The sequence below is a fragment of the Arthrobacter sp. B0427-1-12 genome, from assembly GCF_059092905.1.
The window spans coordinates 396,117-418,220 of the sequence record NZ_JBNHIC010000001.1 but is presented as its reverse complement, the minus strand read 5'-3'; the positions used below and the strand labels follow the sequence as shown (position 1 = coordinate 418,220).

The following is a 22,104-nucleotide window of genomic DNA, read 5'->3' as shown; positions in this document are numbered from 1 at the left end:
CCTGAGGTTGGTCGGGCAGCTACTTGTTCAGGTAGAAGAGCAGGTCGTGGCGCGTCAGCACGCCGATCGGCCCGCCTACGAAGGTGACCATCAGGGCGTCGACGTCCTGCAGTTTCTTGCGGGCGCTGGACAGCGACTCGAGGGAACCGATGACTGGCATCTTCTCCCCCATGTGCAGGCTGACCCGGTCCGTCAGCTTGGCTTCGCCGCGGAACAGCTTGGACGTCAGGGAGCGTTCGTCCACGGATCCCAGGACCTCGCCCATCACCACGGGCGGCTCCTGCGAGAGCACGGGGATGTGGTCCACGCCGTACGTGTTCATGATTTCGATGACGTCGCGCACCGTCTCGTTGGGGTGCGTGTGGACCAGGTCGGGCAGGCTGCCGGTTTTGGAGCGCAGTACGTCGCCGACCGTGGTCTCCTCCCCGTCCTCGAGGAAGCCGTAGGACTTCATCCAGTCGTCATTGAAGATCTTGGCCAGGTAGCCGCGGCCGCTGTCCGGCAGCACCACCACGACGACGTCGTCCTCGGTGAGCTTTTCGGCCACCCGCAGCGCGGCCACCACGGCCATACCGGAGGAGCCGCCGACCAGCAGGCCCTCCTCCAGGGCCAGCCGGCGCGTCATGGCGAACGACTCGGCGTCGTTGACGGCGATGACCTCATCCGGTACCGACTTGTCATAGTTGCCGGGCCACATATCCTCGCCCACGCCCTCGACGAAGTACGGGCGTCCGGTTCCGCCGGAGTACACGGACCCTTCCGGGTCGGCTCCGATGATCTTCACCCGGCCGGAGGCACGGTCCGCGGAGACGTCCTTAAGGTAGCGTCCGGTGCCGGTGATCGTGCCGCCGGTTCCTGCGCCGATCACCACATGCGTGACCTTGCCGTCGGTATCCCGCCAGATCTCCGGTCCGGTGGTTTCGTAATGGCTCTGCGGGGCGGCCGGGTTGGAGAACTGGTCCGGCTTGTAGGCGCCCGGAATCTCGCGCACCAGCCGGTCGGAGACGCCGTAATAGGACTCGGGGCTATCCGGTGCGACGGCGGTGGGCGTCACGACCACTTCGGCGCCGTACGCGCGCAGTACGTCGCGCTTTTCCTGTCCCACCTTGTCGGGGGTGACGAAGATGCTCTTGTAGCCCTTCTGCTGGGCCACCAGGGCCAGGCCCACGCCGGTGTTGCCGCTGGTCGGTTCAACGATGGTTCCGCCGGGCTTGAGCGTGCCGTTCTTTTCCGCTTCCTCGATCATCTTCACCGCGATGCGGTCCTTGATCGAGCCGCCGGGATTGAAGTACTCCACTTTCGCCAGGACGGTGGCTTTGATGCCTTCGGTTACGTTGTTGAGCTTCACCAAAGGGGTGTTGCCGATGAGGTCCAGGACGGAATTGGCGTATTTCATAGGTACAAAGCTAATCGCTGGCCGGAAGCGGAGCAAAGATGGGTGCCGCCGCCGTCACCCTTCGAAAGATTCCGTCCCCGCCGCGTGACATCATGGATCGCATGTCCATCACCGCCGCCGTCCGCAGCACTGCCGAGGCGCCGCGCGAAACCGTCTGGCGGACGGACAAGCCGTACAGTCTCGCCGCCACCCTGGGCATCATCCCGCGCGGCAGGCAGGACCCCACCGCGCGCATCGGGAACGACGGCGTGTGGCTGGCGTTTACGACGCCGGCCGGCCCGGTCACACTGCATCTCACCGAGGTTTCGGCAGGCTCCGTGCGGGCCCGCGCCTGGGGCCCGGGTGCCGCTGCCGCCCTCAGCGGCCTGCCCGCCCTGCTCGGCGAGCGCGACGACTGGTCCGGTTTCGACGAACCTGCCTTCCAGGCCACGCTCCCTCGCCTGGTGACCGACGCCCGGCGCCGCCATCCGTCGCTCCGGCTGCCCAGTACCGGCCGGATCTTCGACGCGCTGGTTCCGGTGGTCCTGGAGCAGAAGGTCACCACCATTGAGGCGCGGCACTCGTGGCGGTACCTGGTGGGCAAGTACGGCTCAGCCGCACCGGGCACGGGCGGACCGGTACCGGCCGGCCTTAAGGTCGCCCCGACGCCCGGGCAGTGGCGGCGGATCCCCCGCTGGGAATGGCACCGCGCGGGTGTGGATCCAAAGCGTTCGGCCACCATCCTGCGTGCCTGTTCGGTGGCCTCCGGGCTGGAGCGGCTGGCGGCGCTGCCCGCCGGGCCGGAGCTGGAGGCAAAGCTGCGGTCGGTTCCCGGCATCGGACCCTGGAGCGCGGCCGAAATCGCGCAGCGCACCCATGGGGACCCGGACTCCGTGTCCGTCGGAGACTTCCATCTGGCCTCGTTTGTCGGCTACGCGCTGTCCGGCCGGAAGACGGACGACGCCGGCATGCTGGCGCTGCTCGAGCCTTGGCGCGGCCACCGGCAGCGGGTGGTGCGCATGCTCGGGCTCAGCGGGTTCCGCAAGCCCGCCTTCGGGCCAAGGCTCTCGCCCCAGGACCACCGCTGGCACTAGGACAAGCCCCACCACAATGGGACGGGGTGGGTCAGCGTCCGGGTCGTGCCGTGACCCGGCCCCGGTAACCGTCCACCGTGACCTGCTGCCCGTCCTTCAGCACCGCGGTGCCATCGCGGGTTCCCATCACCGCCGGAATGCCGTATTCCCGGGCCACGATCGCCGCGTGGGAACCGAGCCCGCCGGCGTCGACCACGACGGCGGCGGCCCGCTGGAACAGCGGCGTCCAGGCGGGATTCGTGTAGGGGCAGACCAGGACCTCCCCGCTCCGCAGCGTGCCAAAGTCCGCGGGACTGCGGACCACCCGGACCCGGCCGGCTGCCGTGCCGGAACTGGCGCCGGTTCCGGTGACCAGTGCGTCGGCCGCAGCAACGGCCCGGTCCGGAAAGACCGAGTGCGGGTTGATCAGGGGCACCCCGGCCAGTCCGGCGCGCTTCACAGCGCGCGCTGCAACGGCAGCGCGGAGTCCGGCGGCCTGCGCCGCCCCGAGCCCTCCCGCAGCGCCGGCGCCAAGCCCGGGATCGCCGTCGATCCCTTCCAGCTCCTCCAGCCGCAGGTGGAAGACGTCCTCGGGACGGTCCAGCACACCGGCCCCCTGCAGCCGGCGGCCGATCTCCAGGCAGGACCGGCGGACCAGCGGCAGCAGCTGGGTCCCGTAGAAATGTGTGTCTTCACGGAAGGCGGCACCGGCCTGCGCCGCGCGGACCAGGCCGAGCATCCGCGCCAGGCGCTTCGGCTTCCGCAGGGCAGGGTGCACGTGCAGCAGGGCCAGGGCGTCGGCGGCCCGTTCCCCGGTGCCGGCAGCGTCCGCCCTGCCTGCCTCCGCGCCGGCGGCCTGCCCGCCGGCGAGGACCTTCACCAGCCCCAGCACCACATCCGGGGCGTCCCGCCAGGTGGGCTGCGACGCCAGCAGCGGGGTGGCCGTCTCGCGGTGCCCGTACTCGGCCAGGAAGGCGTCCAGCTGTCCGCGGAAGCCGCTGAACTGAGGGGTCGAATCCACCTCCGCCACCAATTCCGCCTGGTCCAGCCGGGCGAAGACCGACATTAGGGCGGCGTCGCGCCGGACCAAGCTCGCCAACCGGTCCAGGGCATCGTTCGCGTCGGTGGTCCGGGTGCGGGCTCCGGCCACCAGGTCCGCGGCGAGGCGGTGCAGCCCCAGCAGCGCCAGCCGCAGGTGCAGGCGCGCGATCGGCAGCAGCGCACCAGGCAGGTAAGCAATCCGCAGCTCCGCAATCGTCCGCATGCCGCCCATGAGTCCGCGCGGCAGCGCGCGCAGTTCCGGCCAGCCAAGCTGCCGCATGTCCCGGCCGGCCTGGTGGGCCACAGACGCCTCGTAGTCCCGGAACCGGGGATCCGCGGTCCACCGGGCAAGGTGGAACCGGCGCGCCCGCACCGTAAACAGCAACGGCAGCGCCAGCGCCTTCAGGCCCGGCCGTACCGTTGGCGGGATCAGCCGCACCACCACGCCGTCCTCCTCCGGCAGCAGCTCTGCAACGGTGGGATAGCGCACGCCGAAGCTGTCGGCCATCCGCCCCACCATCCCCAGGATGCCGTGTTCCATCCAGCCCGTGACATCCAGCGGGAAGGGGCGGATCGGGAACATCTCCACGAGGAACGGTGCGGCCAGCCGCTGCAGCCGGTTCAGTTTCACCAGAGGCGGCGGCAGCGCCGTCATCGGCCGCGCCTGCAGGATGTACAGGCGGCCGCCGGCGCAGGCCCATTCGATGTCCTGCGGCGAGCCGAAATGCCAGGCCGCCGCGGAGGCGAGCGCCGCCAGCCGCCGCAGCATGTCAGCGGAAAGCTCCTGGCCGCCGTCGTGCTGTCCCCGGCCGGCCGCTTCCTGGTTGCCGGCATGCTGCCGCTTCACGCGCCCCGCGCGGTCCAGCACGTACAGGTCCGGCGTCACCCTGCCGGAGACCACGGCCTCCCCCAGTCCTCTGGCGACATCCACCACCATCTCCTCCCGGCTGCCGCTGACGGGGTTTGCGCTGAACAGCACGCCCGCCCAGTCGGCGGGGACCATCACCTGGACGACGACGGCGATCCGCACCTGGGCGGGGCCGATCCCGAGCCGGCTCCGGTAGGCAACGGCGCGGCCGGTCCAGAGCGAGGCCCAGCATTTGGCCACCGCTGCCAGCAGTGCTGCGTCGCCGGCAACATTCAGGAACGTATCCTGCTGGCCGGCGAAGGCGGCGCCTGGGAGGTCCTCGGCCGTGGCGGAGGACCTTACGGCGACGGGACCGGCGCCGAGGTCGCGGTAGGCGGCCAGGATCTCCGCACGGAGGTCTTCGGGCACGGGTGCCTGCGCGGCCCCTTCGTCCGCAGGTACCTGCCCTGACGCCTGCCCCGCAGACCGGAGCGCATGCTCATAGGCCGCAGTGGTGATCACGAAACCGGGCGGCACCGGAAAACCTTCACGGACCAGCTCGCCGAGGTTGGCACCCTTGCCGCCCGCCAATGCCAGGTCCCCGGCCCCGAACTCTGCCAGGGGTCCCACCCAGGGCTGCCGTTCCGGGCGGCGTGCGCTGCCAGCGTCGTTCATGGCTGAAGGGTAGGCCCGCCCGGCGGGCCGCACAAGGACCGGCGGGCGGCAAGGATATTGTGGATCCATGAGCGAACCGATTGACCTGACCGCCACCTTCATCCCCAATGACGGCGAATTCTTCCGCGTGAAGCTCGCCCTGGATATCGCGATCGAGCAGGTCGTCGAGGAACCCGGCTGCCTGCGCTACGAGATCGAACACGAGTCCGAGGACAAGATCGTGCTGAGCGAGCGCTGGGAATCCGAGGAGGCACTGGTCGGGCACAACAAGGGCATCGCCAAGCAGGACCTGGACGAATCATTGAGCGCCCTGCTGGCCCAACCTGTCATCCTCGAACGCGGCTAGTCCGGCCGCCGCAGCCACAGGCCCGGGAACGTGCGGTTCCCGGAAATCCCGGAGACCTTCCATGACCCCGAACATCGTTCGCTCTGCGCTGGCCGACGGCCGGGAAGTGCTGTACTTCTTCGATGGCGCCGCCCCTGGGGCGGAACCTTTCGATGCTCCCGGGGACCCACGCGTGCTGCCGGAGCGTTCACGGCCGGCGCAGCTGCGCTACGATCCGCTCCTGGACGAATGGGTCTCCTTCGCTGCGCACCGGCAGGACCGCACCCATCTGCCGCCGGCGGACGAATGCCCGCTGTGCCCCGGCACGGGAACCAGCGCGACCGAGGTCCCCGCGGACCATTACGACGTCGTCGTGTTCGAGAACCGCTTCCCGTCCCTGGGCCCCGGACAGCATGCGCAGCACCTGGACGGCCGGCTCGGCGCCCAACTGCCGGCCTACGGGCGGTGCGAAGTAGTGGTGTTCGGACCGGACCACGCCGCTTCGCTGGCCGGCATGGCGCCCGGCCGCGTCCGCACCGTCGTCGAGGCTTGGGCGCACCGCACGCGTGAACTCTCCGCGCTGCCCGGCATCCGCCAGGTCTTCCCGTTCGAGAACCGCGGTGCCCAGATCGGCGTGACGCTCCACCATCCGCACGGACAGATCTACGCGTATCCCTACGTGGCGCCCCGCATCAAGGCCCAGTTGGCGGTGGCGCGCGAGCACCGCCGTCGGACCGGAAACAACCTGTTCGCCGACGTCCTTCAATCCGAACTCGCGGCAGGAAGCCGCGTGGTCGCCGAAAGCGACCACTGGGTCGCCTATGTGCCGTTCGCTGCCCGCATGCCTGTGGAGGTGCATTTGGTGCCGCGGCGGCACGTTCCGGATCTGGCCGCCTTGACCGGGCCGGAGAAGGACGGGCTCGCGGCCGTCTATCACGGCCTGCTGCAGGCCGTCGACGGCCTGTATCCGGCACCCACCCCCTATATCGCGGCCTGGTACCAGGCCCCGGCGGAGCATGCGGACCGGGACGAATACCGGCTGCACCTGCAATTGACGTCCCCGCGCCGGGCCGACGACAAGCTCAAGTACCTGGCCGGTTCCGAAGCCGCGATGGGCGCCTTCATCGCGGATGTGCTGCCGGAAGAGACCGCCGAGCGGCTGCGGCGGGCGTGGCCCGCAACCGAGTAGTTCCCCGCAGCGGGACAGGGGCTGACAGACAGCGAAAGGAGGCCCCTTCCGGGGCCTCCTCAAGGAATCAGGGAACGGCCGGAGACCGCTGCAGGCCGGACTAGGCCTGTGCGTCCTGGTCCGGCTGCCCGCCGGCCTGCTGCGCCGCGATCTGGGCGTGGACTTCCTTCATGTCCAGCCCCTTGACCGCCTCGACGAGCTCGGAGAACTGGCTTTGGTTGAGGGCCCCGGCCTGGGAGAACACCAGGACCTTCTCCCGGAAAGCCATCAGCGTGGGGATGGAGGTAATGCCGGCCGCTGCCGCGAGCGACTGCTCCGCCTCGGTATCCACCTTGGCGAACACCACATCCTCGTGGCTCTGGGACACCTGGTCGTAAACCGGCGCGAACTGTTTGCACGGGCCGCACCAGTCCGCCCAGAAATCGACGAACACGATGTCATTGTCTTCGATGGTCTGCGGAAAGGAAGCCTCTGTGATGTCTACGGTAGCCATGGGTTCCACGGTACAGATCCGGGTCCGGATGCGTAACCCTGTTCGCTGTGCGCGTCACCGGGAATACGCCGCCGGAGCCAGTTCAGGGGCAACGTTCATGCAATATTTGGCAACGATTGCCAACCGTTCGCCCGGGTGATGAAAGGTGGATCTTTCCCGTAAATTGCAAGAGAAAGACCCATCTCCATGTTGCCCCGTCTTCCGCGGAAGTCCGCCGCCCTGGCCTATGCGCTGGCCCCATTCTCGGCGTTGCCGCCATCGGCCTGGCCGGCACCCAAGCCGCGCCGGCCGCCGTCGCCCCCTTACTGCCCCGGCGGCTTCCCAGCCGGCTGGACCGAAGTTGAACGAAACCGTCCTGTGGGGCGAGAACTTCGATGCAGTTCCCAACCCCGTTAATTTCACCCGCAGAATGCCGGACGGCTGGACCGTGGCCAACTCCGGCTTCAGCTCCGGCGAGGAGCGCTGGGCCGGCTGGGCCCTTACCAATATCCAGGAATGGACCTGGGCTTCGGGAACGGACCAGCGCCATTACTTCACCCGCGCACACGACCAGCTGGCCGTTGTCGACAGCGAACAGCAGCGCCTCAATGACACGGACCGCCTGAACACCGCGCTGCAGTCCCCGGCGATCGATGTGCAGAAGCAGGACTCTGTGGTCCTGTCCTTCGATTCGCACTACCGCCAGGGCGCCGCCCCGCAGCACGCCACGGTAACCGTGGCGTTCGACGGCGGCACAACGGTCGAGCTGCTGCGTTACGACGCAGACAGGTATACCGCCCATGAGGCGCTGACGGTCGACGTCCCCGAAGGCGCCCGGAATGCCGTCTTTACCTGGACCTACAGCGACGGCCACAATGACTGGTTCTGGGGTATCGACAACGTCCAGGTTTCGCAGCCGGCGGCTCCGGCCGCTGGCGGGCCGGCCGCAGTCGTCCATGTCCTCAGTGATGTCCAGGGCGGCCTGGAGAACTACAAATCCGCCATCGGCCAGCTGAACGCGATGCCGGATCCCGCCGGTGCCCTGGTCATGAACGGTGACTTCGTGGACACCGGCGCGCAGGAGCTCTACGACGAATACTCCGCGCTGATGCAGGAGGCCCCGCATGCCTCCGGCCGCAACTACTTCACCATCGGCAACCATGAAATGTACGGGCCGGAAGGCTCCGAGGCCTACATCGACCCGTTCCTGGAGTTCACCGGTCAGGACAAGGTCTGGCGCGAAGAGCTCGTGAACGGCGTGCCCAACATCATGATCAACACGGAGCACTACAGCGACGTGGACCGCGGCGGCAAGGAGCCCTTCGTCAAGATGTCCGACGAGCAGCTCGCCTGGCTCGATTCCCGGCTGGCGCACTGGGCCAAGCCGGGCAAGCCGGTACTGCTGTACAGCCACCTGGTGCTGCCGAACACCGTGTCCATGACGCACAGCGCCTGGTACCAGAACGACTTCAATGACCTGGAATCCTTCACGAAGGTCGTCGAGAAGTACTCCAACATCATCATGTTCACCAGCCACTCGCACGCCAGCCTGACGCTGAACGACTGGTGGGGCACGTACCGCACGGAGGGCAATCCCGAGGGCTTCCCGGTGGTGAACACCGGCGCAATCAAGAACGCCTACCTGCCCGACGGCGACCACGACGAAACCGGCCTGGAAGGCACGAACGCCTCCGGTGTGCGCGTCAAGGTGTTCGAGGACCGCGTGCGCGTGGAAGCCGGGGACTTCGTGACCGGCGAGATGATCAAGTCCGTTGATTTCCCGGTTCCAGCGAAGTCAAAGAACTAACGACGACGGCCCACGCGGTTGGAGCGACGCAGGCCCCGCATCTTCCGGTGCCGGGCCTGCGGCATCCCATCAGGGCATCTTAGGTGTCCTCTTCCTGGCCTAAGCGTTCCGTCGTCACAGCAAGCCGTCCTTCACGCAATCGCGGAGCGGCCGACCGTGGTGCTGCTCGGTGGCTTCCAGGCGCTTCCGCGTGTGCCTGCTCTGGGCACCGAACAGCAGAACGTCCGATGCTTCTTCAGCAGCCAGCAGCGGCGTCGTCGGGGCGGCGACGGAGGCGGCGTGCCGGCCGAGTCCGAACAGAGCAGCGTCCGCCGCTGCGCTGGCCTGTACGGCTGCTGCCATGCGCGCAGCATCCTTGGCTTTACGCTCAGCTGCCACAACGTCCGGGACCGGACTGCTGGCGGGCAGGCCCACCGCCACGGCGCGGGCGTCCAGTTGCTGCTGCCACGTCTCCATGACAGTTTCCGCGCTGGTGCCCACCGGAAGCTTGGTTACCGCGCACAGCTTTTCGCAGATCAGTTCGTTCGTTGTCTGAGGCATGCCCACAGCATGGACAGGACGGCATGGCGCGTGTGGGAAGCCGCGCATGTCGTCAAACGCTGCTTTACGCGGTCACGGCAGCGCATTCGGCGTCCGGGGAACCTAGCTGACAGCCTCTCAGCTATGCTTCGCCGACCAGGCCGCCAGAGCCGCCAGCACTCCCAGGGCAAAGAGCACCGCCCCTAGCCAGAACAGCCACCCCAACCCGTCGGCAATGCCTACTTGCGCAATGACGATGAAGGCAGGTATCAGCAGGACAACACCCAGGGGGATGGCTACCCAGGCGACGCGCTTCAATAGCAAAAAGTCCATGTTCGTTCAGCCCCTTGCCTGGGGGGACAGCGAACACCGCGTGCAGCGCCGTCGCCGTGCCTTGCCAGGGTTCGCCTTATCCACATCTCCGTCATCCTGCAAAACCGTGGTCCCGGCGCGCAGGAGGGCATGAAAGCGCCCGCCCGATCCAGGGACCTGGTCATGGGGGACCATAGCGCGCCAGGGCCTACATCAATTCTCCGCCAAATAATTTCTAAATCAATAATTCTGCTTGCAACAATTCCATCGGCAGCATTTAATGCCAAGGTTCGGGCAACGCCCCGCCGCTCAGCTCTGCGCGGCGGGACGCATATAAATTGTCCCGCCACTGGATCCCGTTGGCGACTCGTGGCATTAGAGGCGGCGGAGCGGGAAACGTGGGGCGCTCAACTGATACGGGAACCACTCCGCCACCCAGTAAGGCACTGTCAACAGTTTGTCTACAAACACCCCTTAGGCCCTGGTGTCTATAGCCTGCGGGCAAAGGAAAACCCCGCCTGCCTAGGGTTTGTCCTAGTCAGACGGGGTTTTCCCGTGGGTGGCAGATGAGGGATTCGAACCCCCGTAGGCAGTGCCAGCTGATTTACAGTCAGCCCCCTTTGGCCGCTCGGGTAATCTGCCGAGTTGTCCTCTTCAGAAGACTGCTCCCTGTTTTTGGGAGCAAGACAACTTTACTGAAGATTTTCCGAAAAACCGAATCGGGCGTTTTTCCGGCGTGGCTGGACCGGATCCGCGGAGTTCGGCAGGTGCGGGCGGACGCGCCGCTACCGGCCTCCTCCGTCGAATGCGGCATCCGGATCCCGCAGCTCATCGGTCTGCCATCCGGACGATGATTCACCGCTAGCCGGCGCCGAGGATCCTGGATTCCAACTGGGCCACGAACCTATCGGCCTGCTCGCGCGTGACTTCACCCCAGGCCACTGCCTGGTCCATTTCCTGCCGGATTCCGGCGATCCGGTGGGAGGCCGGCGTCGTAATTTCCCGCTTGCGCAGCGGCGCGGAAGCGGATGCCGGAGCGGCGGCCCGCTCCATGGCGCGAAGCGGGGTGAGCGCCGCCGCCGGTGCGGCCACCGCCGCACCGGTTCCGAGGACTGACGCTGCAGTCACGGCCGCCGCGGTCAGGAACATCCCTGCGGCGGCCCTCATTGTTCGCACCTCGTAGCGGCGCATTGGTTTCCCTCCTGTAGTAGTTGCCCCAGGCAATGGGGCTGTCTCTTCACCACTCTGTCGCACTGAGTTGTGCGCATCCTTGCACCATCCTGAAAACCGGCTGGGAATGCGAGGCTTCCCGCCGTTTGGACCCTAGGAAGTAGGCTGGATGCAGAAAAATATCCACTCCCGAGGAGGAAACATGGCAAGCGAGTCATCGTTCGACATCGTCAGCAAGGTCGACAAGCAGGAAGTCTCCAACGCCCTGAACCAGGCACAGAAGGAAATCGCCCAGCGGTACGACTTCAAGGGCGTCGGCGCGGAGGTCGACTTCAGCGGCGAAAAGATCCTCATGAAGGCCAATTCGGAGGAGCGCGTCAAGGCAGTACTCGACGTGCTGCAGTCCAAGCTGGTCAAGCGCGGCATCTCGCTGAAGTCCCTGGACGCCGGCGAGCCGTTCGCTTCCGGCAAGGAATACCGGATCGAGGCCGGCGTGAAGGAAGGCATCGCCCAGGACCAGGCCAAGAAGATCAACAAGATCATCCGCGACGAAGGACCCAAGGGCGTCAAGTCCCAGATCCAGGGTGACGAGCTTCGCGTCAGCTCCAAGTCGCGCGATGACCTGCAGGAAGTCATCTCCCTGCTCAAGGGCAGCGATCTGGACGTTGATCTCCAGTTCATCAACTACCGATAGGCCGGCACCGCCCTCTGATGAGGCGGCAGGCACAGCTTCACCGCATTTCGCGGGGGGTGGGGTTTTCCGCGGCCTATGGGTTTTTCGCCGGCCGGCGCCAGCCAGCGAAAAACCCATGAGGCGCGAAATCGGGCCAGGGCGCGAAATTCGAGGCGGCACTAACCGGGCGCCCTGCCTACTGATTGTCGGGCGCCAGGACGGGATCGCCCGTGGGGCCGTCGGTGTCCGCATCCGCCAGCCCCGGTCCACCGACCGCGCCGCCCATCCAGGTGAGCGCATTCCAGCGCCGGGCCGCATCCCGTTCCAGCACCACCACGCCGGTGTTGCTCAGGGCATTGGCCGCCACGAACCGCATATCCAGGTTGACCGCCCGCGCCCCGACCCAGGTCCGGATCATGGCGCCGTGGCTGACGATCGCCACCGCTCGGTGCCCGTTGGACGTTACTTCGTCAATGACCGCGTCGAAGCGGGCAAAGGTCTCGTGGCCGTCCGGTCCCCCGGGCATCCGCCGGGCCAGTTCCCCGGCGGACCAGGCGAAGACGGTGGACAGGTACCGTTCGATGGATTCCGTGTCTCCGAGCATTTCCAGGTCGCCGGCCGAAATCTCCCGCACACCGTGGCGGACGTTGACCTTCAGGCCCAGCGCCTTGGCCAGCGGCGCCGCGGTCAGCTGCGCCCGCAGCTGGCTGGACGCGTAGAGGGCATCGATCGGCTCCGCGCCCAGGGCCTCCGGCAGCGCAGCGGCCTGCTCGAAGCCGAGTTCAGTCAGGCCCGGCCCCGGGACTGCGGTGTCCAGGACTCCCCGGACGTTGTTCGGCGTCTGGCCATGGCGGATCAGGAACAGCCGCATGGTCAGTACCCCAGCGGGCGGCCGGCCATGCGCTCCAGGCGCTCGATCCGCTGCGCCATCGGCGGATGGGTCCGGAACAGGTTCTTCGCGCCGCCGCCGCGGAACGGGTTCGCGATCATCATGTGCGAGGCGTTCACCAGCTGCTGGTCCTGCGGCAGCGGAGCCCGCTGGGTGCCGGTTTCCAGCTTCCGCAGGGCGGAGGCCAGAGCCAGCGGATCGTCGGTCAGCTTGGCGCCGTCCTCATCCGCGTCGTACTCGCGGGTACGGCTGATGGCCATCTGGATCAGCCCGGCGGCGAGCGGAGCCAGCAGGGACATGGCGATCAGGGCCAGCGGGTTGGCGCGCTCGCGGTCGCCTCCGCCGAAGATCAGCATGAAGTTCGCCAGCGAGGTGATGACGCCGGCGATCGCGGCTGCCACGGAGGACGTCAGGATGTCCCGGTTGTAAACATGCATGAGCTCGTGTCCGAGCACGCCGCGCAGCTCCCGCTCATTGAGCAGCCGCAGGATGCCTTCCGTGCAGCACACCGCGGCATTCTGCGGATTGCGCCCGGTGGCGAAGGCGTTCGGCGCGGGTGTCGGTGAAATGTAGAGGCGCGGCATCGGTTGGTTGGCGCGGACGGACAGTTCACGGACGATCCGGTACATCGCGGGTGCCTGCTGTTCGGTGACAGGATAGGCATGCATGGCGCGGATGGCCATCTTGTCGCTGTTCCAGTACCCGTATGCGGTGGTGCCGAGGCCGATCAACATGAAGACCCACAGGAAAACGCTGTTGCCGGTCCCGTTAGCCAGCAGCCCGCCGATCGCCAACAGCACTGCGAACAACACGCCGAACAGCGCCGCCGTCTTCAGCCCGTTGAAATGATTGTGCACCTGTTTCCCGACTCCTTCGCCCCAGCGGCTGCGCCGCACCGTTCCTGCCGACAGTCTATTCGTCGGCATGTACCTATAACGTGCAGGGGCCGCCGGCTGTTCCAGCGTTCCACCGCTTGGACGCGTGCAAGCGGGACGCGCGCGGCGGGACGCGCTACGGTTCCGGGTTCCGCGCGTCGTACCTGGCGAAGCGCGGCTGGGCCTTGTGCAGCAGCCACACCGCCGCCATGCACAGCAGGCCACCGGCGACGGCGGCTGCCCCCTCCCCGAGCCAGGCGGCGTTGCCGCCGGCCACCAGGTCCCCCAGCCGCGGGCCTCCGGCGACCACCACGATGAATACCCCCTGCAGCCGCCCGCGCATCGCGTCCGGGGTTGCCGACTGCAGGATGGTGGACCGGAAGACGGCGCTGACCGAGTCCGCCGCCCCGGAGAGCATCAGGAAGACGGCGGCCGGAACCAGCCAGAACGTCACCCCGTCCCGTCCGGAATCGCCGGCCAGCACGACCACGGCGCCGAACCCCACGATCGCCAGTCCCCAGGCCGCTACGCACCAGTTGACCACCAGGCCCTGGCGCCGGACATGCCCCAGCGGTCCGGAGAACAGTCCTGCCAGCACGCCGCCCAGCGCCGTGGCCGCCAGCAGCACGCCCACGGTGGTTTCCCCGCCCCCGATCATCACCGCGCCGATGGCCGGCATCAACGCCCGCGGCTGCGCCAGCACCATCGCGGCAAGGTCCACCAGGAAGGTCATCCGGATGTTGGGCCGTGTGGACAGAAACCTGAAGCCCTCGATCACGGACCGCAGCCCGGCCTTGTGCACCTGGCCCTCCGGCGGCACCGGCGGCAGCCGGAACAGCGCCCACAGCGCGGCCGTGAACGTCACCACGTCGATGGTGTAGGTCCAGGCATAGCCGACGCCGGCCACCAGCACACCGGCCAGCAAAGGACCCGCGGTCATGGACAGTGTGACGGTCATGAAGGACAGCGCGTTCGCCGCCGGCAACTGCTGCGGCGGCACCAGGCGAGGAATAATGGCGCTGCGCGCCGGCTGGTTGATGCCCGCCGCGCCGCTCTGGACGGCGATCAGCAGGTAGAGGACCCAGACCTGTTCCATGCCCAGCCAGGCCTGGACCGCGATGCCGATGGTCACCGCCCAAAGGACGACGGCGGAAACCAGCGCCACCTTGCGCCGGTCGTGGGCATCCACGACCGACCCGCCGTACAGCCCTGCCACCACCAGGGGCACCAGCGCGAAGATGCCCAGCAGTCCGACGGCAAGGCTGGACTGCGTGAGCTGGTAGATCTGCAGGCTCACGGCCACGAGGGTCAGCTGGGTTCCGACCGAGGACAGCGCCAGACCTGTCCAAAGCCGGCGAAAGTCGGGGCTCTCCCTCAGCGGCGTAATGTCGGCAAGCAGTTTTGGCACAAGCTCGATTCTATGGCTGCGGCCGCGTGCCTCCGGACAGTTTCGACGGCGGTGGCGGCGGCACCGCCGGGACCTGCCGCAGGTACACGATCGGAAGGTGCCCGTCGGTGCGGATGGTATCTCCGCCGCCGTTGCGATGGTGGTAGCCGGAGGAGAAATGCCGGATCACATGCACCGACTCCACCGCGCCGGCGCTGCGCAGGGTGGTGATGATGAAGTCCCGTTCCTCGTCCGTGCGGTCGGCGATCTTGTGCGTGATCTGGAAGGTGAACAGGGACAGCCCGACGCTCTTGTCATAGGTTCCGGCGGCGACCCATTCGGCGTCGAAACCGCCCGGCAGCTTCCAGCCCGGCGGGCACTGCCAGAAGCGCACATGGTGGCGCTTGCGCGGATTGCCTTCAATTTCCCGCTGGTAGGCCAGATCCTGCTTCCGGCCGAACACATACAGGTTGCTGACCGGTGCTTCGGGGTAGCTGCGGCCCAGCAGCGTCGACGTGAAGGTGCGCCAGCTGGTCCGCAGCGTGATGGGGTCCGCCTGGGTCCAGCCGGCGGCCACCATGGCGGCGCGCAGGTCCTCACGGCTGCCCATCAGCGCCAGGTTGACCGGGTCCCCCAGCACGCCGTCACCGGTCCTGGTCCGGCCGATGAAGTAGTCCGGCAGGTACCAGTCGGTCAGGATCTTGTGGATCCGCGGCAGCAGTGCGTAGGCGGCGATGAGCCAGACCGGGAGAAAAATCCAGACCTGCTCGAATCCCCGGGTGATGCGCGCCAGCAGGAAGAAGTACACGGCCCAGCCGACCGCGATCGTCACGGCGATGTACAGCAGTCGTTCCAGCGTCGCTAGGACCGTGGCCCAGCGGCTCTGCCGCCGGGGCGGTTCCGGCGGCTCCGGGATGTCCGCGGGCGCGGGCAGCTGCTCCGGCTCCGGCAGGTCCGCCGGTTCCGGCTGCTGTTCCGGTGTTCCCCGCTCCGTCACTGGATTTCCTCCTCCGCCAGAATTCTTTCGATCGCCGCCTGCAATGCCTTGTCCCCGATGATTCGGAAATGCCCCATCGTGTCCAGCTGGATGTTCACCGCGCCGTCCAGCCGGCTGCCGCCCGGGATGTGCGGGTCGAACGTCCCGTACACCGACGTGATCCTGTGGTTGATCTCCAGATTAGCCATCAGGGTCCGCAGCACCGGGTTCCGGGGCGAGAACGCACGGATCACCGGCGTCATGGCGAAGTAGGCGTAACGCGAGCCGGAAAAAGGCGTGCAGACCGCGACCATGCGGTTCACGCGCCCGCCCGCCTCCGGCGTCGTCATCACATACTTGCCGATCAGTCCGCCCTTGCTGTGCGCGATGATCGTGACGTTGTCCAGGTCGTGGAGGCGGATATACTCCGCCACGACGGCAGCCATCGCCGGCACGGTTCCCACGTTGAAGCCCAGCGGCTCGACCACATGGACCGGGTGTCCGAGCCGGTGGACATGGTCCACGATGGGGCGCATGATCTGCCACCGTTCGTAGACACCCGGAATAACGACGACGGGCTCCGCGCCCCGGGCGCCGGGCAGCAGATACGGGGCGGGGTCGAGCCGAAACAGGAGCCCGTGCACCTGCCAATAGGCAATGTAGGCATAATCCAGGAGCCAGGCCCAGCCCTGCCGGAGCAGCTGCCGGATCACCTTCATGCATTTCCCTCCGCCGGACGGTTTCCGGTCCCTGCGGCCAGCCGGAGGCAGTGAGCCGCCACCGTTTCCGGGCGGCGGAACATCGCCACGTGGGCGGCGCCGCCGATTGTGCCGGTGAGCGCGCCGGGACAAGCCGCCGCCAGTTCGCTTATCCAATAGTCCGGGACAATCGGATCACGGGCTCCGCGCAGGATCAAGACCGGCACCTGGACACCGGAAATCCGTTCTTCCGGCCGCTGGCCCAGCATTTCCGGCAGTGTCTTCAGGTACCAGCGCGGTCCGCACCGGGCATAGTCGGAGAACTCGATGAAGTTGATCAGCGGCGTCTCGCGGCAGGAATCCTGCAGCAGCCGCAGTCCCTGCTTCCACGCCACCCGTTCCCGGCGGTTGGTCGTCGGCCCCACCAGGACCAAGGCGGTGGCAGCGGCCGGGCTGCACAGCGCCAGTTCGATGGCCACCTGGCACCCCATGGAGTGGCCGACCAGCACGGCCGGCCCCACCTGCAGGCGTGCCAGGAGCCCAGCCAGCAGCCGCGCGTGGTCAACAAGGCTTAGTGTCCGCCGCGGTTTCCTCGTGCCGCCGAAACCGGGAAGGTCCACCAGGTACACCCTCCCGCGGCGGGCCAGCACATGGGCCAGGGGCATGAAGTAGCGGCCGGAAACGCCGATGCCGTGGACCAGGACGAACGCCTCGTCTCCGGATCCCATGGTCCGGACCTGGAGTTCATGGCCCTCCACCAGCAGGGTCTGCCTGCTGCCGCGCTCCTGACGCCTCAACACCTCCGCCTCCCGCCGTCCGGAAAAGTTCCTCCAGCGTAGTCCGAAAAGCCAACAGCCGGGCGGGGTGCGTACTCTGCGTCCCGCCCCGGCTGTTTCATGTCCCGCCTAGTGCCTGTCCAGCTGCTGCCCGGCCAGCTGCTTCCCGAGCAGTGAATGCGAGCGCCCGTAGGCGAAATACACAGCGAACCCGATCACCAGCCAGACGGCGAACCGTACCCAGGTGAGCGTGGTGAGGTTGAGCATCAGGTAGAAGCACAGGACGGCCGAGAGGATCGGAATCCAGGGCGAGAAGGGCACTTTGTAGGCGCGGGGCAGGTCCGGACGCTTCCGCCGCAGGACGACGACGGCGATGCTCACCAGTACGAACGCCGAGAGCGTGCCGATGTTGATCATTTCCTCCAGGATGTCTACCCGGGTGAACCCCGCGATCACGGCGACGACGATGCCGCAGATCAACTGCAGCCGCACCGGCGTCTTACGGGTGGGGGACGTGACGCTGAGCCAGCGCGGGAGCAGCCCGTCGCGGCTCATGGCCAGCAGCACCCGGGACAGGCCCAGCAGCAGCACCATGATGACGGTGGTCAGCCCCACCAGGATGCCCACCGAAATCAGCTGGGCCGCCCAGTCGGCACCGACCTCGATGAAGGCCGTGGCCAGGGAGGGGTTTTCCGTCTGTGCCAACTGGCGGTACGAAACCATTCCGGTCAGGGCCAGGGAGACCAGCAGGTACAGGACGGTGACCAGCGCCAGGCCGGCGAAAATTCCCCGCGGCAGCGTGCGCTGCGGATTCTTGACCTCTTCAGCGGAGGTGGCCACGACGTCGAAGCCGATGAAGGCAAAGAATACCAGCGCCGCGCCGGACAGCACACCAAAGACCCCGAACTGGGCGGGCGCAGCCCCGGTCATGAAGGCGAACAGAGACTGGGACCAAACATCGCCTCCGGCCCCCGAGGTAGGGACGGACTCGGGCACGAACGGTGTGTAGTTCGCCGGATTGACGTACATGAATCCCGCCACGATGACGAACAGCACGATGCCCACCTTGATGGTGGTGAAGACGTTGTTGACCCGGGCGGACAGCTGTGTGCCCAGGATCAGCAGCGTGGTGAAGACCGCCACGATGACCAGTGGCCCCCAGTCGAGGTTCACCCCGAGGACGGTGATGGTGGACGGCACCGGAAGATCAAACAGCGAAAAGACGGTGCTGAGATAGATGCCCCAGTACTTGGCAATCACCGCGGCCGCGGTCAGCAGTTCAAGGATCAGGTCCCAGCCGATGATCCACGCGAGCAGTTCGCCCAAGGTGGCATAGGTGTACGTGTAGGCACTGCCCGCCACCGGAACCGTGGAGGCGAATTCGGCGTAGCACATGATGGCCAGGGCACAGGTGACGGCGGCCAGCACGAAAGACACCGTGACGGCCGGGCCCGCGAACTGGGCCGAGGCCCGGGCCCCGACCGAAAAGATACCCGCTCCCACGGCGACCGCGACGCCGAGGATCATGAGGTCGAAGGTGTTCAGTGACCGTTTAAGCTCATGCCCGGGCTCCTGTGAGTCGAGGATCGACTGTTCGACGGACTTGGCGCGAAAAAGGCTCATGAATTCATTCTTCCCGTGGTGGGTGCCAGTGGGAACAGCAGGCTTCAGGATGTTAGTTCGAATGTGCCCCCAGCCGGGAGTCCAGCGTGCGCCAGAACAGGCGCACCAGCCTCTCAAAGGCCTCGGAGGCGCTGTCCGTATCGTCATTGACAACGTGGTCGTATGCCAGCCCGTAAAGCGTGGCGGTGAAGAGCCGGGCATCGGTTGCGGCATCGTCCGGATCAACTCCCTGGGACACGAGCCACCGGCACGTCTGTGCTTCCCACAGGGCAAAGTTGCGGCGCGCGCTCAACCGCGGATGTGGGTGGGTCAGATCCTGCATGGCGGCCTCGAACTCCAGGCGCTGCAGCTGCCTGTTGCGTTCACGCATGGTCCAGTTCCACGCCGCATGGATCCAGGTGGCGAAATCCGGGCGCGTCCACTGGGCGACGTCGGCATGCTTGAGGCCGTCCAGCCGGCTCTCGATGGACGCCACGATCTCGTTGACCAGCTGGTCCCGGTTGCCGAAGTGGTAGACCAGCACGTAGCTGCTGATGCCCAGTCCCGCCGCCAGGGTCCGGAAACTGAGCCCGGCCAGGGTCTTGTCCTGCAGATAATCGAGAATCTGCTCCAGCAGCTCCGCTTTCCGTTCAGGTCTTTGGGGACGCGCCATGGCCTGTCCCGTTATGGCCCTTCCGCGACGGCAGCCGCACCGGCATCGGCGCAGGCCTCGTCGCGCGCGCCATCCGGCGCTCCGCCGACACCGATGCCTGCAACCACCGTATCCCCGACGCGGATGGGAACGCCGCCGGCCAGGAACAGGGTTCCGGGCAGGTCCTGGATGGTCGGTCCCTCGCCGCTGATCCGTTCCGCGGCTTCCGAGGTGGGCACGCCGAAGGCTGCGCTCGTGTACGCCTTGCGCTCCGCGCTGTCCGAAGTGTGCGCGGCCGCATTCTCCCCGCGCAGCAGCACCTGCACCATGCCGCTCCGGTCCACGACCGCGACGGAGACGAAGGGCAGTCCGTCATTCTGGCACTGTTCGAGCGCCGCCTGCGCCGCCCTCGTTGCCGCTGCGATGGACAACCGCTCCTGCTGGACAGTAGTGTCCTGCTGCCCGCCGCGGGTGGAGGGTGCGGTCGGAGAGGGCGATGTTGTGTCCGTTGCCGGCGTCGTTTCGGGGGTTGTCCCGGTCGTCGTCTGGCCTTCGGTGGCCGGTTGTGTGCAGGCGCTGGCTGCGAGCACGACGGCGGCAGCCGCCGCCAGTGCCGGGAGCCGGTGGAAGTGCCGGATAGCCATGGTGGAGTCCTTTCTGGAACTACAACAGCCAATGCCCCTAGGTCTAGCCTCCGCGGATTGGGAAATCCTTGGCGACGGCGGCAGACCGGCCCGCCGCGTGGGGGGCTTGCCCGCACGGGAGCCGGCCCGCCGCCGTCGTACCTGCGGTGCTATTCCATCAGCCGGGACCGGATCAGGAAGCGCTTGCCTTCCGGCGCCTCGACGGAAAAGCCGCTGCCCCGGCCCGGGACCACATCCACCGTCAGGTGGGTGTGCTTCCAGTAGGCGAACTGCTCCCGGGACATCCAGAATTCCACCGCGCCGGCGCCCGGCAAATCGAAGACGCCCAGCAGGACATCCGAATCCCCGGTGATGAACTCCCCGGCTGGGTAGCACATCGGCGAGGACCCGTCGCAGCAACCGCCGGACTGGTGGAACATGAGCGGGCCGTGGATGCCCCACAGTTTGCGCAGCAGTTCCACCGCGGCGGGTGTCAGCGCCACCCGGGAGAAGTCCTCTCCCGGGATGGCGATGGCTGCCTCGAGGTTCATCGGCAGGATCCCCGGCCTAGAAGAACCCGAGCTTGTTCTCGGAGTAGCTGACCAGCATGTTCTTGGTCTGCTGGTAGTGCTCGAGCATCATGTGGTGGTTCTCCCGCCCGATGCCGGAGGACTTGTAGCCGCCGAAGGCCGCGTGGGCCGGGTAGGCGTGGTAGTTGTTCACCCAGACACGGCCGGCCTGGATCTCGCGGCCGGCCCGGTAGGCGATGTTGCCGTTGCGGGACCAGACGCCTGCGCCCAGGCCGTAGAGCGTGTCATTGGCGATGTGCATGGCGTCCTTGTAGTCGGAGAAGCGGGTGACCGAAACCACCGGGCCGAAAATCTCCTCCTGGAAGATGCGCATGTCGTTGGTGCCCTCGAAGATGGTCGGCTGGACATAGAAGCCCTCCGCGAGGTCACCGCCCAGGTCCGCCCGGGCGCCGCCGGTGAGGATCTTCGCGCCCTCCTGCTTGCCGATGTCCATGTAGGAGAGGATCTTCTCCAGCTGGTCATTGGACGCCTGGGCCCCGATCTGGGTGGCAGTGTCCAGCGGGTTGCCCTGGATGATCTGCTGGGTGCGGGCCACGGCGTCACCAAGGAACTTGTCGTAGATGGAGTCCTGGATCAGGGCCCGGGACGGGCAGGTGCAGACCTCGCCCTGGTTCAGGGCAAACAGCGCGAAGCCTTCCAGGGACTTGTCGTAGAACGCATCATCGGCGTCGGCGATGTCGCCGAAGAAGATGTTCGGGCTCTTGCCTCCCAGTTCCAGCGTGACCGGAATCAGGTTCTGGGACGCGTACTGCATGATCAGCCGGCCGGTGGTGGTTTCCCCGGTGAAGGCGATCTTGCGGATGCGCGGCGAAGATGCCAGCGGTTTGCCCGCCTCCACACCGAAGCCGTTGACGATGTTCAACACGCCGGCCGGCAGCAGGTCGGCGATCAGCTCGGCAAGCACCAAGATGGAGGCCGGCGTCTGCTCCGCGGGCTTGAGGACGACGGCGTTGCCCGCCGCCAGCGCGGGCGCCAGCTTCCAGGTGGCCATCAGCAGCGGGAAGTTCCACGGGATGATCTGGCCGACCACGCCCAGCGGCTCATGGAAGTGGTAGGCCGTGGTGTTCTCGTCGATCTGGGAGAGACTGCCTTCCTGAGCGCGGATGGCGCCGGCGAAGTAGCGGAAGTGGTCCACGGCCAGCGGCAGGTCGGCGGCCAGCGTTTCACGGATGGGCTTGCCGTTGTCCCAGGTCTCCGCCACGGCCAGCAGTTCGAGGTTCTCCTCGATCCGGTCCGCGATACGGTTGATGATCAGCGCGCGCTCGGCAACGGACGTTTTGCCCCAGCCGGGTGCAGCCTTGTGCGCGGCATCCAGCGCCAGGTCAATGTCCTCGGCGGTGCTGCGGGCCACCTCGGTGAAGACCTTGCCGGTCACCGGAGACACATTCTCAAAGTACCGGCCCTTGACCGGAGCCACCCATTCGCCGCCGATCCAGTTGTCGTAGCGGGACTTGAAGCTGACCTTGGCTCCATCCTGGCCGGGCTGTGCATATAGCGTCATTGCCTGCTCCTTTGCTCAAGACATCGTCGTCTTGGTTCCGCAGTCTACGGAGCGCAA

Annotated in this window: 22 protein-coding genes and 1 tRNA gene; 5 read left to right on the top strand and 18 right to left on the bottom strand. The window is 67.1% G+C overall.

Going from position 1 to position 22,104, the window contains the following annotated elements:
• Positions 1-19 precede the first annotated feature (19 nt).
• Entirely contained in the window at positions 20-1,396 is a 1,377-nt protein-coding gene (locus AC5RWU_RS02115; RefSeq protein ID WP_494031053.1) for a cystathionine beta-synthase, read from the bottom strand.
• Between the two features lie 101 nt (positions 1,397-1,497).
• Here AC5RWU_RS02115 and AC5RWU_RS02110 point away from each other — a divergent pair, with 101 nt between their 5' ends.
• Positions 1,498-2,469 carry a DNA-3-methyladenine glycosylase family protein gene (locus AC5RWU_RS02110; protein ID WP_494031052.1) on the top strand — a complete coding sequence of 324 codons (972 nt, stop codon included), beginning with the start codon at positions 1,498-1,500 and terminating at the stop codon, positions 2,467-2,469.
• A gap of 31 nt (positions 2,470-2,500) precedes the next feature.
• Here AC5RWU_RS02110 and AC5RWU_RS02105 read toward each other — a convergent pair whose 3' ends face one another.
• Complete coding sequence (locus tag AC5RWU_RS02105; RefSeq protein ID WP_494036882.1) at positions 2,501-4,966, bottom strand: PEP/pyruvate-binding domain-containing protein; 2,466 nt, start codon at positions 4,964-4,966, stop codon at positions 2,501-2,503.
• Positions 4,967-5,078: 112 nt separating this feature from the next.
• On the opposite strand from AC5RWU_RS02105, the gene AC5RWU_RS02100 reads away from it, so the two are divergent.
• Positions 5,079-5,357 (top strand): putative quinol monooxygenase, encoded by a 279-nt coding sequence (locus tag AC5RWU_RS02100; RefSeq protein ID WP_494031050.1) that lies wholly within the window; start codon positions 5,079-5,081, stop codon positions 5,355-5,357.
• A 61-nt stretch (positions 5,358-5,418) separates the two neighbouring features.
• Positions 5,419-6,525, top strand: a complete 1,107-nt coding sequence (galT, locus tag AC5RWU_RS02095; RefSeq protein ID WP_494031049.1) for a galactose-1-phosphate uridylyltransferase — start codon at positions 5,419-5,421, stop codon at positions 6,523-6,525.
• Positions 6,526-6,625: 100 nt separating this feature from the next.
• Here the strand turns inward: galT and trxA are convergent, their stop codons facing one another.
• Entirely contained in the window at positions 6,626-7,018 is a 393-nt protein-coding gene (trxA, locus tag AC5RWU_RS02090) for a thioredoxin (protein ID WP_494031048.1), read from the bottom strand.
• Between the two features lie 340 nt (positions 7,019-7,358).
• Between trxA and AC5RWU_RS02085 the strand changes: the two genes are divergently transcribed.
• Positions 7,359-8,804, top strand: coding sequence for a metallophosphoesterase family protein (locus AC5RWU_RS02085; RefSeq protein ID WP_494031047.1), 1,446 nt, complete (start codon positions 7,359-7,361; stop codon positions 8,802-8,804).
• Between the two features lie 114 nt (positions 8,805-8,918).
• On the opposite strand, the gene AC5RWU_RS02080 is transcribed toward AC5RWU_RS02085, so the two are convergent.
• From AC5RWU_RS02080 to AC5RWU_RS02065, 4 genes are all read right to left on the bottom strand, one after another.
• Positions 8,919-9,344 carry a hypothetical protein gene (locus AC5RWU_RS02080; RefSeq protein WP_494031046.1) on the bottom strand — a complete coding sequence of 142 codons (426 nt, stop codon included), beginning with the start codon at positions 9,342-9,344 and terminating at the stop codon, positions 8,919-8,921.
• A 117-nt stretch (positions 9,345-9,461) separates the two neighbouring features.
• Positions 9,462-9,656, bottom strand: a complete 195-nt coding sequence (locus AC5RWU_RS02075; protein ID WP_494031045.1) for a hypothetical protein — start codon at positions 9,654-9,656, stop codon at positions 9,462-9,464.
• 539 nt (positions 9,657-10,195) lie between these two features.
• A tRNA-Tyr gene (locus AC5RWU_RS02070) sits at positions 10,196-10,277 on the bottom strand.
• Between the two features lie 219 nt (positions 10,278-10,496).
• Positions 10,497-10,802, bottom strand: coding sequence for a hypothetical protein (locus tag AC5RWU_RS02065; protein WP_494031044.1), 306 nt, complete (start codon positions 10,800-10,802; stop codon positions 10,497-10,499).
• A gap of 205 nt (positions 10,803-11,007) precedes the next feature.
• On the opposite strand from AC5RWU_RS02065, the gene AC5RWU_RS02060 reads away from it, so the two are divergent.
• Positions 11,008-11,499 carry a YajQ family cyclic di-GMP-binding protein gene (locus tag AC5RWU_RS02060; protein WP_494031043.1) on the top strand — a complete coding sequence of 164 codons (492 nt, stop codon included), beginning with the start codon at positions 11,008-11,010 and terminating at the stop codon, positions 11,497-11,499.
• A 175-nt stretch (positions 11,500-11,674) separates the two neighbouring features.
• Here the strand turns inward: AC5RWU_RS02060 and AC5RWU_RS02055 are convergent, their stop codons facing one another.
• The 11 genes from AC5RWU_RS02055 to adh all read right to left on the bottom strand — a co-directional run bounded on the left by AC5RWU_RS02055 (position 11,675) and on the right by adh (position 22,047).
• Positions 11,675-12,349: a histidine phosphatase family protein gene (locus AC5RWU_RS02055; protein WP_494031042.1), complete on the bottom strand. Its 675-nt coding sequence runs from the start codon at positions 12,347-12,349 to the stop codon at positions 11,675-11,677.
• A gap of 2 nt (positions 12,350-12,351) precedes the next feature.
• On the bottom strand, positions 12,352-13,224 hold the full coding sequence (gene htpX, locus AC5RWU_RS02050) for a zinc metalloprotease HtpX (RefSeq protein ID WP_494031041.1): 873 nt from the start codon (positions 13,222-13,224) through the stop codon (positions 12,352-12,354).
• A gap of 154 nt (positions 13,225-13,378) precedes the next feature.
• Positions 13,379-14,650 carry an MFS transporter gene (locus tag AC5RWU_RS02045; protein ID WP_494031040.1) on the bottom strand — a complete coding sequence of 424 codons (1,272 nt, stop codon included), beginning with the start codon at positions 14,648-14,650 and terminating at the stop codon, positions 13,379-13,381.
• Between the two features lie 10 nt (positions 14,651-14,660).
• The gene (locus AC5RWU_RS02040; protein ID WP_494031039.1) at positions 14,661-15,626 is read right to left on the bottom strand and encodes an LssY C-terminal domain-containing protein; all 966 of its coding nucleotides are present in this window, start codon (positions 15,624-15,626) and stop codon (positions 14,661-14,663) included.
• On the bottom strand, positions 15,623-16,324 hold the full coding sequence (locus tag AC5RWU_RS02035) for an esterase/lipase family protein (RefSeq protein ID WP_494031038.1): 702 nt from the start codon (positions 16,322-16,324) through the stop codon (positions 15,623-15,625). Before AC5RWU_RS02035 ends, AC5RWU_RS02040 begins: the two co-directional genes overlap by 4 nt.
• Entirely contained in the window at positions 16,321-17,103 is a 783-nt protein-coding gene (locus AC5RWU_RS02030; RefSeq protein WP_494036881.1) for an alpha/beta fold hydrolase, read from the bottom strand. Before AC5RWU_RS02030 ends, AC5RWU_RS02035 begins: the two co-directional genes overlap by 4 nt.
• Before the next feature lie 105 nt (positions 17,104-17,208).
• Positions 17,209-18,702: an amino acid permease gene (locus tag AC5RWU_RS02025; protein ID WP_494031036.1), complete on the bottom strand. Its 1,494-nt coding sequence runs from the start codon at positions 18,700-18,702 to the stop codon at positions 17,209-17,211.
• Positions 18,703-18,754: 52 nt separating this feature from the next.
• Positions 18,755-19,354 (bottom strand): TetR/AcrR family transcriptional regulator, encoded by a 600-nt coding sequence (locus tag AC5RWU_RS02020; protein WP_494031035.1) that lies wholly within the window; start codon positions 19,352-19,354, stop codon positions 18,755-18,757.
• Positions 19,355-19,365: 11 nt separating this feature from the next.
• A complete protein-coding gene (locus AC5RWU_RS02015; RefSeq protein ID WP_494031034.1) occupies positions 19,366-19,977 on the bottom strand; it encodes a GlcG/HbpS family heme-binding protein in 612 nt (203 codons plus the stop codon).
• Positions 19,978-20,126: 149 nt separating this feature from the next.
• Positions 20,127-20,507, bottom strand: a complete 381-nt coding sequence (locus AC5RWU_RS02010) for a DUF779 domain-containing protein (protein WP_494031033.1) — start codon at positions 20,505-20,507, stop codon at positions 20,127-20,129.
• Positions 20,508-20,523: 16 nt separating this feature from the next.
• On the bottom strand, positions 20,524-22,047 hold the full coding sequence (adh, locus tag AC5RWU_RS02005) for an aldehyde dehydrogenase (protein ID WP_494031032.1): 1,524 nt from the start codon (positions 22,045-22,047) through the stop codon (positions 20,524-20,526).
• Positions 22,048-22,104 lie beyond the last annotated feature (57 nt).

What these genes read in the sequence shown, in the direction of transcription:
- AC5RWU_RS02115 (WP_494031053.1), bottom strand. Translation starts at nt 1,396, where the DNA reads ATGAAATACGCCAATTCCGTCCTGGACCTCATCGGCAACACCCCTTTG.
- AC5RWU_RS02060 (WP_494031043.1), top strand. Translation starts at nt 11,008, where the DNA reads ATGGCAAGCGAGTCATCGTTCGACATCGTCAGCAAGGTCGACAAGCAG.
- galT (WP_494031049.1), top strand. Translation starts at nt 5,419, where the DNA reads ATGACCCCGAACATCGTTCGCTCTGCGCTGGCCGACGGCCGGGAAGTG.
- AC5RWU_RS02015 (WP_494031034.1), bottom strand. Translation starts at nt 19,977, where the DNA reads ATGGCTATCCGGCACTTCCACCGGCTCCCGGCACTGGCGGCGGCTGCC.
- AC5RWU_RS02080 (WP_494031046.1), bottom strand. Translation starts at nt 9,344, where the DNA reads ATGCCTCAGACAACGAACGAACTGATCTGCGAAAAGCTGTGCGCGGTA.
- AC5RWU_RS02075 (WP_494031045.1), bottom strand. Translation starts at nt 9,656, where the DNA reads ATGGACTTTTTGCTATTGAAGCGCGTCGCCTGGGTAGCCATCCCCCTG.
- adh (WP_494031032.1), bottom strand. Translation starts at nt 22,047, where the DNA reads ATGACGCTATATGCACAGCCCGGCCAGGATGGAGCCAAGGTCAGCTTC.
- AC5RWU_RS02110 (WP_494031052.1), top strand. Translation starts at nt 1,498, where the DNA reads ATGTCCATCACCGCCGCCGTCCGCAGCACTGCCGAGGCGCCGCGCGAA.
- trxA (WP_494031048.1), bottom strand. Translation starts at nt 7,018, where the DNA reads ATGGCTACCGTAGACATCACAGAGGCTTCCTTTCCGCAGACCATCGAA.
- AC5RWU_RS02020 (WP_494031035.1), bottom strand. Translation starts at nt 19,354, where the DNA reads ATGGCGCGTCCCCAAAGACCTGAACGGAAAGCGGAGCTGCTGGAGCAG.
- AC5RWU_RS02100 (WP_494031050.1), top strand. Translation starts at nt 5,079, where the DNA reads ATGAGCGAACCGATTGACCTGACCGCCACCTTCATCCCCAATGACGGC.
- AC5RWU_RS02025 (WP_494031036.1), bottom strand. Translation starts at nt 18,702, where the DNA reads ATGAGCCTTTTTCGCGCCAAGTCCGTCGAACAGTCGATCCTCGACTCA.
- AC5RWU_RS02010 (WP_494031033.1), bottom strand. Translation starts at nt 20,507, where the DNA reads ATGAACCTCGAGGCAGCCATCGCCATCCCGGGAGAGGACTTCTCCCGG.
- AC5RWU_RS02055 (WP_494031042.1), bottom strand. Translation starts at nt 12,349, where the DNA reads ATGCGGCTGTTCCTGATCCGCCATGGCCAGACGCCGAACAACGTCCGG.
- AC5RWU_RS02065 (WP_494031044.1), bottom strand. Translation starts at nt 10,802, where the DNA reads ATGAGGGCCGCCGCAGGGATGTTCCTGACCGCGGCGGCCGTGACTGCA.
- AC5RWU_RS02035 (WP_494031038.1), bottom strand. Translation starts at nt 16,324, where the DNA reads ATGAAGGTGATCCGGCAGCTGCTCCGGCAGGGCTGGGCCTGGCTCCTG.